13 protein-coding genes are annotated in these 12,752 nt (G+C 35.3%); all 13 read right to left on the reverse strand.

Going from position 1 to position 12,752, the window contains the following annotated elements:
• Nucleotides 1–698, reverse strand: a 698-nt coding sequence (locus BW929_RS14680) for a GTP-binding protein (RefSeq protein ID WP_143414060.1), incomplete at its 3' end; no start/stop codon positions are given.
• A gap of 145 nt (nucleotides 699–843) precedes the next feature.
• On the reverse strand, nucleotides 844–1,497 hold the full coding sequence (gene sigH, locus BW929_RS14685; RefSeq protein WP_076546230.1) for an RNA polymerase sporulation sigma factor SigH: 654 nt from the start codon (nucleotides 1,495–1,497) through the stop codon (nucleotides 844–846).
• A gap of 63 nt (nucleotides 1,498–1,560) precedes the next feature.
• Nucleotides 1,561–2,301, reverse strand: a complete 741-nt coding sequence (rlmB, locus tag BW929_RS14690; protein WP_076546220.1) for a 23S rRNA (guanosine(2251)-2'-O)-methyltransferase RlmB — start codon at nucleotides 2,299–2,301, stop codon at nucleotides 1,561–1,563.
• A complete protein-coding gene (gene thyX, locus BW929_RS14695) occupies nucleotides 2,302–2,997 on the reverse strand; it encodes an FAD-dependent thymidylate synthase (RefSeq protein ID WP_076546221.1) in 696 nt (231 codons plus the stop codon). It abuts the gene before it with no gap.
• Between the two features lie 33 nt (nucleotides 2,998–3,030).
• Nucleotides 3,031–4,509, reverse strand: coding sequence for a cysteine--tRNA ligase (gene cysS / locus BW929_RS14700; RefSeq protein ID WP_076546222.1), 1,479 nt, complete (start codon nucleotides 4,507–4,509; stop codon nucleotides 3,031–3,033).
• Between the two features lie 110 nt (nucleotides 4,510–4,619).
• Entirely contained in the window at nucleotides 4,620–6,095 is a 1,476-nt protein-coding gene (gene gltX / locus BW929_RS14705) for a glutamate--tRNA ligase (RefSeq protein WP_076546223.1), read from the reverse strand.
• Nucleotides 6,096–6,132: 37 nt separating this feature from the next.
• Complete coding sequence (locus tag BW929_RS14710) at nucleotides 6,133–6,924, reverse strand: HutP family protein (protein ID WP_076546224.1); 792 nt, start codon at nucleotides 6,922–6,924, stop codon at nucleotides 6,133–6,135.
• Nucleotides 6,893–7,444, reverse strand: coding sequence for a 2-C-methyl-D-erythritol 2,4-cyclodiphosphate synthase (gene ispF, locus BW929_RS14715; RefSeq protein ID WP_076546225.1), 552 nt, complete (start codon nucleotides 7,442–7,444; stop codon nucleotides 6,893–6,895). The genes BW929_RS14710 and ispF overlap by 32 nt, the downstream gene beginning before the upstream one ends.
• A complete protein-coding gene (gene ispD, locus BW929_RS14720; protein WP_076546226.1) occupies nucleotides 7,437–8,123 on the reverse strand; it encodes a 2-C-methyl-D-erythritol 4-phosphate cytidylyltransferase in 687 nt (228 codons plus the stop codon). The genes ispF and ispD overlap by 8 nt, the downstream gene beginning before the upstream one ends.
• A gap of 12 nt (nucleotides 8,124–8,135) precedes the next feature.
• On the reverse strand, nucleotides 8,136–9,218 hold the full coding sequence (locus tag BW929_RS14725) for a PIN/TRAM domain-containing protein (protein ID WP_076546231.1): 1,083 nt from the start codon (nucleotides 9,216–9,218) through the stop codon (nucleotides 8,136–8,138).
• Nucleotides 9,219–9,248: 30 nt separating this feature from the next.
• Nucleotides 9,249–9,749, reverse strand: a complete 501-nt coding sequence (locus BW929_RS14730; protein ID WP_076546227.1) for a CarD family transcriptional regulator — start codon at nucleotides 9,747–9,749, stop codon at nucleotides 9,249–9,251.
• Between the two features lie 111 nt (nucleotides 9,750–9,860).
• Nucleotides 9,861–10,940, reverse strand: a complete 1,080-nt coding sequence (gene disA, locus BW929_RS14735) for a DNA integrity scanning diadenylate cyclase DisA (RefSeq protein WP_076546228.1) — start codon at nucleotides 10,938–10,940, stop codon at nucleotides 9,861–9,863.
• 24 nt (nucleotides 10,941–10,964) lie between these two features.
• Nucleotides 10,965–12,335, reverse strand: coding sequence for a DNA repair protein RadA (gene radA, locus BW929_RS14740; protein ID WP_076546229.1), 1,371 nt, complete (start codon nucleotides 12,333–12,335; stop codon nucleotides 10,965–10,967).
• Nucleotides 12,336–12,752: the final 417 nt, after the last annotated feature.

The following is a 12,752-nucleotide window of genomic DNA, read 5'->3' on the forward strand; positions in this document are numbered from 1 at the left end:
CCTGTTGCCACTGTTCCTCGTCCTGTGATTGAGAATACATCCTCTACTGGCATTAAGAATGGCTTTTCTGTATCTCTTTCTGGCTCTGGAATGTAGCTATCTACTGCATCCATAAGCTCAATGATCTTCTTACCCCATTCTCCTTCAGGATCTCCATTTTCGGCAGCTTTTAATGCTGATCCTACTATTACTGGAATATCGTCTCCTGGGAATTCGTATTCGTTTAAGAGTTCTCTTACTTCCATTTCTACAAGTTCGATTAACTCTTCATCGTCTACCATATCTGCTTTGTTTAAGAATACTACGATTGATGGTACGCCAACCTGACGAGCTAAAAGAATGTGCTCTCTTGTCTGTGGCATTGGTCCATCTGCTGCAGATACTACTAAGATTGCTCCGTCCATCTGTGCTGCACCTGTAATCATGTTCTTTACATAGTCAGCGTGTCCAGGACAATCTACGTGAGCATAGTGTCTTGTTTCTGTTTCATACTCTACGTGAGAGGTCGCAATTGTAATTCCTCTTTCTTTTTCTTCTGGAGCGTTATCAATTGAATCAAATGCTCTTACTTCTGCTCCACCGTAGTTTGCTAACACATTTGTGATAGCTGCTGTCAGTGTTGTTTTTCCATGGTCAACATGTCCTATTGTTCCTATGTTAACATGTGGTTTTGTTCTTTCAAATTTTGCTTTTGCCATTTTCTTTTCTTCCCCCTTAAAAATTTAACTTATTTTTATGTAGCCATCAGGATAAAATATCCACAAAAAAGGCCTGGCGGCTGCAGGCCGAATGCTGTCATTAATGACAGCCATATTTATTTTAACCAGAAGCAAATTAGAAAATCTAAATATTATGCTTTTCTAAAAATACTTCTAATTTTCTTTTTACTCTCTGTAGTGCATTGTCAACTGATTTAACATGTTTATCCAGGCTTTCAGCAATTTTTTGATATGATTTACCATCCAAATATTCCTGTAAAACATCAAACTCTAAATCACTCAACATTGAAGAAATTTCAGATTCAATTAAATCATAGGTCTCATTACTTATAAATAGAGCTTCCGGATTGGATAATTTACCACCTTTTAAAATATCCAGAAGGGTTCTATCAGATTCTTCATCATAGATCGGCTTATTTAAAGAAATATAGGTGTTTAAAGGCTGGTGTTTCTGGCGAGTAGCGGCTTTGATTGCAGTAATAATCTGACGGGTAATACACAATTCTGCAAAAGCCCTAAAAGAAGCCAATCTCTCAATCTTATAATCACGCACTGCTTTATAAAGACCAATCATACCTTCCTGGACAATATCTTCCCTATCAGCTCCTACTAAAAAATAAGAGCGTGATTTAGCAAGCACAAAGTTTTTATAACGCTTGATCAGAGTTTCCTGAGCTTCCATATCCCCCTGATGTACCAGTTCGACAAGTTCATCATCAGACATCTGTTTATACTCCTCAAAACTGATATCATCAAAATCGAGTTCATGAGCATTCATCTTCAACCAGAATCCCCTCCCTTATCCATTACATTACTATTATACTTGCTAAAAAAACTTTCGTCAAGAAATATCTTCTCCGTGTTGACGGAAAATTTCGTAGATTATAATAGCAGCTGCTACAGAAGCATTGAGGGAACCCAATTCTCCCTCCATTGGTATTTTGACCAGGAAATCACAGTTTTCTCTAACCAGTCTTCTAAGGCCACTCCCCTCACTACCAATAACCAGTCCAACTGACCCACTTAAATCAGCTTCAAAATGTGTCTGTTCTGCTGCAGCATCAGCACCTGCAATCCAAAAATGGGCCTCTTTCAAATCTCGAATAGCATAATTTATATTAGAAACTTTTACCAGGGGAATGTGCTCTGCCGCCCCAGCTGCTGCTTTAAGGACTATTGGTGTAATCCCGACTGCTCTTCGATCCTGGTAAACTACCGCATCAGCACCAGCTGCATAAGCAGTTCTAATTACTGCACCAAAATTATGGGGATCCTTTATCTCATCTAAGATTACAACCAGTGAGTCCCCCTCTTTATTTTTTTTAATCTCAATTATATCTGCCAGTCCATATTCTGGCAGAGAATCAGCTTCAGCAATAACTCCCTGATGGGCATGAGATCGGGCACTTTCATCCAATTTCCTTGCTGAAATTCTGCTTATAGGTATGTTTTTTTCTGCAGCTAGTTTTAAAATGTTATCAATAACCTCAGCAGAAATACCCTCCTGGATGAATATGCGATGTATTCTTCTTTTCCCTCTAAGTGCTTCATAAACCGGATTTCTTCCTTCAATCTTTGGCATTTATTTATCATTCCTTTTTTTTATTGAATCTATACGCCCACAGGACATTTCCCCTTCTGGACATTGACCTTCAGCTTCACAGGGAGGACCAGCTTTCTCAAATAATACAGGTGCTACATCTTTTACCTGTTTTAACATTTGATTTGCCAGACTTCTAATCTCCCACTGAGCTCTACTACAACAGCGAAGACTAAAGAAGTGATACAAAGATCGAGCATTAAATGAAACCATTAAATTTGTTTTAACTGTAGGAAGAACAAAGCGAGCATCTTCTGCGGGAATATCTTCAGCAAGCATATCATTATAGATTTTTCTTCCCTGTTCCATCCACTCTTTATATTTTTCAGCAGCCTTTTTGTTTTTGGCAATTTTAGGTGGGGTAATATAATCAAAATTATCTTCTTTAACATATCTCTGAGATCTCTGACTGTAAGAAACTCCAATTCTATGTCTAACAAGCTGATGACTGGCTACCCGACTGCAGACAATATGAAAATAAAAATATGTATGTTCCAGAGTCGAATAATGCCCCAGACCAACAACTTTTCTAACTAATTTGTTCATATCAGCCTGAGTCATTTTTGCTTCCAGTTCCTCAGCCCCATCTTCAGAATAACAGAGCCGTGCAGCTAAAGCTACATTTTTTTCAGGATTCTCACTAAAGTTAATCAATTTTGCTCTGGGCCTTACTTCCATTTGAATTCTCCTCTATGTCAATAATTTCTAAATTTATTCTGTTATCTTACGTATATTATTTTTAGCTTTAATTTTTTCTTTTACTTTCCATTCTACTCCCCGAGGAGTATCAGTAACTTCAATTCCTATTTCTTTAAGTCTGTCTCTAATTAAATCCGCCTCTTCCCAATTTTTATTTTCTCTTGCCTGTTCTCTCAATTCTATTAATAAATTAATTAAAGGTTCTACTAAATCATTATCAACTACAGAGTCTGATTCTATTTCAAACTCTAACCCTAAAATTTCAGCTAATTCTAAAAATACTTCTTCTGTTTCTTCCAGAATAGCAAAATTTTTCTCATTTAATGTAAATTCTTTTTGATTAATATAACTGTTAATTTCTCCAACTAAATCATGTAAAACTCCAATCGCTTCAGCTGTATTAAAATCATCATTTAAAGCCTCAATAAAGGTTTTCTGCTTTTCAATAACTCTTTCAAAAAACTTTTTGCCTGATCCTTCTCTAGAAGCTGAATTAATATCCAGACTTAATACCTTTGCCAGCTGACTGCGTGTATTTTTAATTCTTGCAAGTGAAGTTCTGGCTTCCTCTAATTTTTCATAAGAAAAATCAATCGGACTTCTGTAATGTCTAGTTAAAAGAAAATATCTTACTTCCTGACCACTAAATTCTTTTAAAACTTCTCGACTGGTAAAGAAATTACCCTGAGATTTAGACATCTTTTCTCCACTTAAATTAACTGTCCCATTGTGCAGCCAGTAGTTAACAAATCTCTCCCCACTGTAAGCTTCAGATTGAGCAATTTCATTTTCATGATGAGGAAAAATCAAATCTACACCACCACCATGAATATCAAAGGTAGCGCCTAATCGCTTCATTGACATTGCCGAACATTCAATATGCCATCCCGGCCAACCTTCACCCCAGGGACTATCCCAACCTTCTCCTTTTTCGACTTTTTTCCAGAGAGCAAAATCAAGAGGGTTTTCTTTGTCTTCCTGAACTGCAATTCGGGCACCTGCCTGCATTTCCTCTAGGCTACGTCCGGATAATTTACCATAATCATCAAAACTTTCAACACTAAAATAAACATTACCATTTACCTCATAAGCATAACCTTTTTCAATCAAAGTTGCTACCATTTCAATTATTTCATCTATATTTTCACTTACCCGAAGATATTTATCTGCTGCTTTAATATTAAACTCTCTTATATCCTCTAAAAATGCATTAGCATATTTATCAGCCAGTTCTGATGGAGTTAAACCTTCTTCTTCTGCTCTTTTAACAATTTTCTCATTAATATCAGTAAAATTCGAAATATAATCTACTTCGTAGCCTGAATATTCAAGAAATCTTCTAATTACATCATAATTAATTGCACTTCTAATATGACCAATATGAGAATAATTCTGAACAGTTAATCCACAGACATACATCTTCACCTTACCAGCTTCTACAGTCTCGAATTTTTCTTTTTCACCTGTTAAAGTATTGTATACTTTAAGCATTTACTCACTCCTTTCTGGTCCTACCTTTTTTAATGACACTTAATAAAATACAATTTATTTCTAAAAAAGAGCCTTCTCCCTCAGAGAAGACCCTTTTATTATCTCTTTTTTTAATTGTTTTTAGCCAGTTTCAGAGCTGCATCAAGTCTGCGGGCAATTTCTTCAGCTCCAAAAATGGAAATGACGCTGGTCATTTCAGGACCAGAAGTCTTACCTGTAATTGCCAGTCTAGTAGGATGATAAATTGTTCTCCCACCAACATCAAGCTCATTTTTTAATTCTTTAAAAATTTCTCCTACAGCATCTGGAGTTAATTCTTCTCTGGCAAAAATTTTATCTTTTAAAGTTTCGAACACTAATTTTACATCTTCGCCTTTAAATTCCTGTGCTGCTGCTGTCGGATCTTTAAATTCAACTTCAGTCAGGAACAATTCTGCTTCTGCTGGAATTTGTGATAAATAATCAACTCCAGTTCTGCTTTCATCAATAACTTTTGCAAGCCACTCTCTATTATTTTCCAAATACTCCTGCTCAACAAGACCAGATTCGATTAAGAATGGTAAGGATAACTCAAAAATCCTATCAAGTTCAGCTGCTCTAATATATTTACCATTCATCCAGTTTAATTTTTCTCGGTCAAAAACTGCTCCACTTTTATTGACATCCTCAATAGCAAAGCGATCTATAATTTCTTTTTGAGAAAGAATTTCTTCCTCATCTCCGGTTGACCATCCCAAAAGAGCCATGAAATTAAACAGGGCTTCGGGTAAATATCCCTGCTCTCTAAATTCTCCAATATAAACAGAGTCTTTACCTCTCTTTTTTAGTTTTGCCTTGTTCTCATCTAAAATTAAAGGTAAATGGGCAAACTTGGGCAATTCAAAACCTAATGCTTCATAAATCAAAATCTGTTTTGGGGTATTGGAAAGGTGGTCTTCACCTCGAATCACATGCGAGATCTTCATAAGAGCATCATCTATTACTACTGCAAAATTATAAGTAGGCATACCATCAGATTTAAAGATAATAAAATCATCTAAAACAGAAGAGTTGAAACTGACATCACCACGAATTAAATCTTCTACAACAATTTCTCTTTCCTGTTCGGGCAATTTAAAACGCAGCACGGGTTCCCGGCCTTCTGCTTCATAATCCTTTTTTTCTTCTTCAGTTAAATTGCGACAGGAGCCATCATAACGAGGCATCTCATCATTATCAATAGCCTTCTGCCTCATATGATCTAATTCTTCCTTTGTGCAATAACATTTATAAGCATGACCTGTTTCTAAAAGTTTATCAGCATATTCCTGATAAAGTTCAATTCGTTCTGTCTGGCGATAGGGACCATAATCGCCTCCAATGCCAACACCTTCGTCTGCATCCAGACCAAGCCATTTCATTTCCTTAATAATTATTTCTTCAAATTCTTTAGTTGACCTTGCCTGATCTGTATCCTCAATCCTTAAAACCAGCTCTCCACCTTTTTGTTTGGCAACAAGCCAGTTAAAAAGAGCAGTACGCATATTACCAATATGAATTTTCCCAGTCGGACTTGGGGGAAAACGCAATCTTATATTATTACTCATAACCTTATAATTCCTCCTAAATAAATTTACATTTATATTATATTACACTTGTACCAACAGTTAACTGTTCAGGGCCATCAACAAGTGCATGTCCAAACTTACCAAAAATAGCCACAGAAACATGTCCATCACCACGAACAACTGCTATTTTAAAACCGCCACCAAGACCTGGATTAACAAGGTCCAGCTGGCTGTAAGCATCCTTAACCGCATTGGAAACAGCCATTTTTTCGCGAGAATTTTCACTAATTACACCTCTGGCAATTGCTGCTACAGTTGTACTTTCCCGCAGCTTAATTGGCAGTTTTTCAGCACTGGCACCAGTCTGAGTTATAGCTCCCCGATAGCCATAGCCTTCAATTTTTTTAAGCCAGTATTCTTCATAATCACGACTTCGGGTCATTGAAAGATAAATGGCTGAACTTTCTGGAGTTATAGTTTTCTTCTCCATTTCCATTTCTTCCTCTTCATCTTTTAAATAACCATAAACTATATCTTCAGAGGTAACAATCCCCACTAATTCTTGCTTATCATTAAAAACAGGCAGTCCTCCAATATGATTATCAGATAACTTTTTTGCCGCCTGCTGAACTGTACTATTTTCATTAATAATAATTAAATCATCAGACATAAACTCACTTACAGGGGCCTCTAAATTTTTCTCTGAAATTATATCCCCGTCTGTAAGCATACCTATTATTTTTTCGTTTTCTTCCACTAACAATCTACCGATTTTATTAATAGAAAGCATTTTTTCTGCCTCCATAATTGTTGCATCTGGATTAATTGTTATTGGATCATTTGTCATTATATTCTTTACTAACATCATCTAATACTCCCTTCCTGTTCAGCTTATTTAAAAACTGCCACAATGCCTTCTCCACTACACTTACAACAGCATATGCTGCCATACCTTCTCTCCGGCCAGTAAAGCCCATTTTTTCATTAGTTGTCGCCTTAAAATTTATATCCTGTAAATCCAGGTTTAAATTTTCGGCTATTGAACTTGTTATTCTTTTGCGATAGGGTTTTAATTTTGGTTTCTCTGCTACAACTACTAAATCACAATTATTGATCACAAAATTTTTTCTTGATACTTCTTTTTTTACTTCACTAAGCAGCTTTAGACTACTTATATTTTTAAACTTCGGATCACCATCCGGAAAATGACTACCAATATCACCACTTCCGACTGCCCCAAGCAGGGCATCCATTAAAGCATGTAATAAAACATCCGCATCAGAATGACCCTTAAGTCCATAATCCGAATCTATTTCAACTCCACCTAAAAAAAGTTTCCTATTTTCATCAAATCGATGACTGTCATAACCAAAACCAACTTTAAACATCAATCCGCTCCTTTAGAATTATTTCTGCCGGCTTTAGATCTTCTGGAGTAGTTATTTTAAAATTATTATAATCTCCCTCAACAATATACACTTTTTTACCTAACTCTTCAACCAGAGAAGCGTCATCAAGTGCTTTTTCTTTATCATAATTTTTATGTGCTTTTTTTATTAATTCTATGCTAAATGCCTGAGGAGTCTGAATTGCTCGCAGAGAATTGCGATCAAGAGTTTTTTTAGAAAAAGAATTTTCCACTACTTTTATAGTATCTTTAACCTTTACTCCACAGCTGACAGCATCGTATTTTTTTACTGCCTGAAAACTCTTTTCAATTAAATCTTTCGTTAGCATAGGTCGAGCACCATCATGTATTATAACATACTTAACTTTGTCACTAAAGCTTTTTAAACCATTATTAACTGATTCTTTTCTGCTTTTTCCTCCAGCAACTAAACTAATTTCAACATCTGCAAAGAGAGGCAATATATTTTGTTTGAAATAATCAATTTCTTGAGGATCTAATACAATATTTAATTCAAAATCACGCTGCCAGTCCAGAAAAGTCTTTACTGTGTGATATATTACTGGTTTCCCCAGTAAATCTAAAAATTGTTTATTAATTTTCTTTCCCATTCTGCTTCCTTTACCGGCAGCTGGAATTAAAACTCCAATCTCTGACATCAAAATCATCCTTTAGTTTGTTTTAGGGCGCGCAAATATCATCCGTCCAGCAGCTGTCTGTAGAATACTGGTGACCAGTACTGAAATGTCATCCCCCATATATTTAATACCTTCTTCGATAACAATCATAGTACCATCATCAAGATAGGCTACTCCCTGTCCATTTTCTTTACCCTCTTTAATAACTTTGACATCCATTTCTTCACCGGGTAAAACAACAGGTTTAACAGCATTTGCCAGCTCATTGATATTTAAAACATTCACTCCCTGTAATTCGGCAACTTTATTTAAATTATAATCATTTGTTAAAACTTTTGCCTCGATAACCTGGGCCAGCTTAACTAATTTACTGTCTACCTCTGATATTTCTTCAAAATCATAATCAATTATTTCCACCATAATCTGATCATCATTCTGCATCTGTCTTAAAATATCGAGACCTCGACGACCTCGATTTCTTTTTAAATCATCTGCAGAATCAGCTATATGCTGCAATTCTTCTAAAACAAACTCAGGAATAATAAAATGTCCCTCAATAAAACCAGTGTTACAGATATCATAAATTCGACCGTCAATAATTACACTGGTATCTAAAATTTTGTCACTTCCAGTCTTTAGCTGTGGACAATCAATGTCATCTTTTTTCCTGGAAAATAAAAAAGATGATATATCCTTTTCTTTATGAATAGCAAGGGCAAAACCCATATAAGTAAAGGTAATATTAATAAAAACTTGTAGAGGCATACCAATACGAGGTATTTGAGGAATAGGAAATATAAAATTAATAATAGCACCAGTTATAAGACCAATTATTAAACCAATAACCGCTATCACAATTTTTTTCCAGGTTAAATCTTTAAATCTCAACTCAAGTTCCATAATAAAATTAAGTAATTTATCTAATAAATAAAACAATAAAAAATAACCCAGAACTGCACCGGAAAGAACTGCATAAAATTGTTTTGTTAAAAAGAATTCCCCGATATTTTGCCAGCTAAAAGAATATTCATTCGAAAAACCGAAAATATCAACTAAATGATAAGAGATAACACCGCCAAAAACCCCAAAAATTAAGCGCATTATCTTTTTTAGCATCATCTCACCCCCTCCCCCAAAAGTTATTTATTAAGAATCAAGCTCTTCTTCGTCAAGTGTAAATAAATCATCCATTTTCTCCGAAATGCTTTCTTCATCCATATCTTTTGCCAGAACAAGTTCACTAATTAATATCTGCCGAGCATTGCTCAACATTTTTTTCTCACCTGTGGAAAGTCCTTTTTCCCGGTCGCGAATACTCAGGTTTCTAACAACCTCAGCTACTTCAAATATATCACCAGTTTTTAACTTTTCCTGATTAGCACGAAAACGGCGATTCCAATTCTGAGACATCTTACTTTTTTCACCATTTAACAATTCAAATACTTCATCTGCTTTTTCTTCAGAAATAACATCGCGAATACCAATTTTATCAATTTTATCAACTGGAATCATAACTTTCATTTCTCCAATAGGAAGTTTCATAATATAATATTCTTTTTTCTCATCTAAAATAGTCTTAGTTTCAATGCCAACAATGGTTCCTGCACCATGATTTGGATAAACGACTTTATCACCAATTTTATACATCTTATCCACTCCTCTTTTATGAAAGCAATAAAAATCCACCTTATAATTATATCATTTTAAAAAGCGTCAGTCAATTTGACCACTTTCTAGTTTAAGTTATAACGAAGTGTGCTAAATATGTCTGTCAAGCAGAACCTGATCGCGGAGACGACGCAATCCATCTTTAATTGCCTGTGCCCTTACTTCTCCAATTCCATCAACATCATCCAGTTCATCAACTGATGCTCTAATAATTTCCTGTAGGTTTTCAAAGTGCTCAACTAAGTTCTCTATAACCGGCATTGGTAACCTCGGTATTTTACGCATAATACGATATCCTCTTGGTGAAACAGTTTCATCAAGAGCGTTGACACTGCCGCTATAACCAAGTGCTTTACTGATAGTATTTAAAGTCAAGATTTCATCAGAAGACCAATCAGTGAGATTTTCTAATACTTTTTCTGGATCAGATGTGTCTTCTTCCAGTTCTTTTGAAATATAATCTTCAATCAGCAGAATACCTTCTTCCTTAACATTGCTAACAAGTTCTTCCAGCTGCATTTTAATTAGTCTTCCCTCTGATCCTAATTCAGAGATATACTTTTCTATTTCCCGCTGAATTTTTAAAACCATTTCTGTTCTTTGAATAACTGTAACGACATCAGAAAGTGTAACTAGATTTTCAAATTCTAAAGCACTCAAATTAGTGAGGGCCTGGTCAAAAACAGAGCGATATTTTTCCAGAGTCTGAATTGCCTGATTCGCTTTAACCAGCACAACCCTGATATCTTCTAAAATATGTTTTGAATCACCCTTATAAATAGTAATAATTGATCTTCTCTGAGAAATGGCAATAACCAGTTCTCCAGTCTGGCGAGCTACTCTTTCAGCAGTTTTATGTCTTGTTCCAGTTTCGGAAGATTTGACTGTCGGATCCGGAATCAACTGAGCATTGGCAAAAAGAATATTTTCAGCATCCTGATCAAGAACTATCGCTCCATCCATTTTGGCAAGTTCATACAACCTGGCAGGAGACAGAGAAGTTTCAATTTGAAAACCATCATTAACCAGATCAAGCACATCTTCTTTATCGCTAACCACAATCAAACCACCTGTCTGAGCTCTCAAAATGTTTTCCAGCCCATCTCTAAAAAGTGTTCCTGGAGCTAAAACTTTAAGGATATCAAGTAATTTACCATCAATTTCTTCCACTACTTCACCTCTTTTCATAATGATTTAGTTTAAAATGATTTTTACAAATTCAGCTATATCTTTAACTGCATCTATTTTAATTTCAGGATCAAAGGCAATATTCTTTGCATTTGCTGCCGGAATAATAACTTTTTTAAAAGAAAGTTTTTTTAACTCATTAATTCTCTTTTTTACCTGCCCAACTGCTCGTACCTCACCCCCAAGACCAACTTCTCCAATTACCGCTAGATCTTTAGCAAGAGATATATCCTTATAACTGGAAACTACTGCTGCTATAATTGCCAGGTCAAGTCCCGGCTCTTCTACAGTTAATCCTCCCGTAATATTTAAATTAACATCATGCTCTTTAAAATTAGCTCCCAATCTTTTTTCAAGCACAGCCAGGAGCAGAGATAACCTTTTGTAATCAACTCCTTTAGCCAGTCTTTGAGGAGAAGGGAAAGCCGCATCAGTAACCAGAGACTGAACTTCAACCAGAAGAACTCTACTTCCTTCCAGGGCCGGTGTGATTATCGAACCTGAAACATCAGCAGATCTCTCATTAATAAAAAAACTGGACGGATTAGCTACCTCATTAATACCATTTTCCTTCATTTCAAAAACACCAATTTCATTGGTCGAACCAAAGCGATTTTTTTTTGCCCTCAGCATTCTATAAAGATGATAATTATCGCCTTCAAACTGCAGTACTGTGTCAACTAAATGTTCTAAAACTCTAGGACCGGCCAGCTCACCTTCTTTTGTTACATGACCAATTAAAACAACTGGAATTTCAGTAGTTTTAGCAAGTTTAACCAGTCGGTTTGTAACCTCTTTTATCTGTGTAAGATTACCAGGTGCTGCATCCAATTCTGGAATGTGTACTGTCTGAATAGAATCGACAACAATAAGTGAATAATCCTTGTTTTTAGAAATATGATTTTCTAAAACCATGTAATCTCTTTCATCTAAAATATTTAAATTTTCTTCCATACAATTTAAACGTTCTGCTCTCATTTTGATCTGAGAAGCTGATTCTTCTCCGGAAAGATACAGAGTTTTCCCATATTTTTGACTAAAAAGAGAAGCCACCTGAAGTATCAGTGTTGATTTACCGATACCAGGGGCTCCACCAAGTAATATCAGAGAGCCAGAAACTATACCCCCACCAAGTACTCGATCAAGTTCAGTTATATTTGTTTGATAACGCTGTCTCTTAACCGATGAAATTTTTGTAATTGGTTGAGGCTCTTTCTCCTCCCTCTCCAGAGCATATTTATTATTTTTAACATTTGATTTATCCTCAATAACCTCTTCAAAACTATCCCAGGAACCACAGTTAGAACATTTACCCATCCAGTTAACTGATTTATAACCACATTCCTGACATAGATAGTACTTTTTAGGTTTTGCCATTATTAGTATCTCCTAGCTTAAATTTTGCTAATATTTATTAATAATTATATCATTTTTTACAGCATTTTACAAGAGAGGTTAATTTACTGCAGAGATTCCGCAAATGATTTTTAAAAAATAAAAAAGAGAGAATATTACTTTAAACAGTATTTTCTACACTAAAATCAGCTCAAATAAGATACAGAACCCCCTTTCCCCCATTGAAATGGAAGGTTTTTAGCATATTTGCTTTGCAGTTCTATAACCAACTGAACAAATTCAGATATTATCCTGAAGAAGCTCCTGGATAATATAGTGGTTCATTTAAGCGGATAATTCCTCTGTAAAATCTTCTTAAAAATATCTTTTTAGTATCTTTTTTAAAATCAAAAGTTCTTAAATTTCTGTAGATATATAAATGGAATAAATTATATGCTA

The sequence above is a fragment of the Halanaerobium kushneri genome (genome assembly GCF_900156285.1).
Lineage (GTDB): Bacteria > Bacillota > Halanaerobiia > Halanaerobiales > Halanaerobiaceae > Halanaerobium > Halanaerobium kushneri.

Bases quoted from the DNA above. Each gene is read 5' to 3' on its own strand.
- sigH (WP_076546230.1), bottom strand. From the start codon at position 1,497: ATGAATGCTCATGAACTCGATTTTGATGATATCAGTTTTGAGGAGTAT.
- rlmB (WP_076546220.1), bottom strand. From the start codon at position 2,301: ATGCCAAAGATTGAAGGAAGAAATCCGGTTTATGAAGCACTTAGAGGG.
- thyX (WP_076546221.1), bottom strand. From the start codon at position 2,997: ATGGAAGTAAGGCCCAGAGCAAAATTGATTAACTTTAGTGAGAATCCT.
- cysS (WP_076546222.1), bottom strand. From the start codon at position 4,509: ATGCTTAAAGTATACAATACTTTAACAGGTGAAAAAGAAAAATTCGAG.
- gltX (WP_076546223.1), bottom strand. From the start codon at position 6,095: ATGAGTAATAATATAAGATTGCGTTTTCCCCCAAGTCCGACTGGGAAA.
- BW929_RS14710 (WP_076546224.1), bottom strand. From the start codon at position 6,924: ATGATGTTAGTAAAGAATATAATGACAAATGATCCAATAACAATTAAT.
- ispF (WP_076546225.1), bottom strand. From the start codon at position 7,444: ATGTTTAAAGTTGGTTTTGGTTATGACAGTCATCGATTTGATGAAAAT.
- ispD (WP_076546226.1), bottom strand. From the start codon at position 8,123: ATGTCAGAGATTGGAGTTTTAATTCCAGCTGCCGGTAAAGGAAGCAGA.
- BW929_RS14725 (WP_076546231.1), bottom strand. From the start codon at position 9,218: ATGCTAAAAAAGATAATGCGCTTAATTTTTGGGGTTTTTGGCGGTGTT.
- BW929_RS14730 (WP_076546227.1), bottom strand. From the start codon at position 9,749: ATGTATAAAATTGGTGATAAAGTCGTTTATCCAAATCATGGTGCAGGA.
- radA (WP_076546229.1), bottom strand. From the start codon at position 12,335: ATGGCAAAACCTAAAAAGTACTATCTATGTCAGGAATGTGGTTATAAA.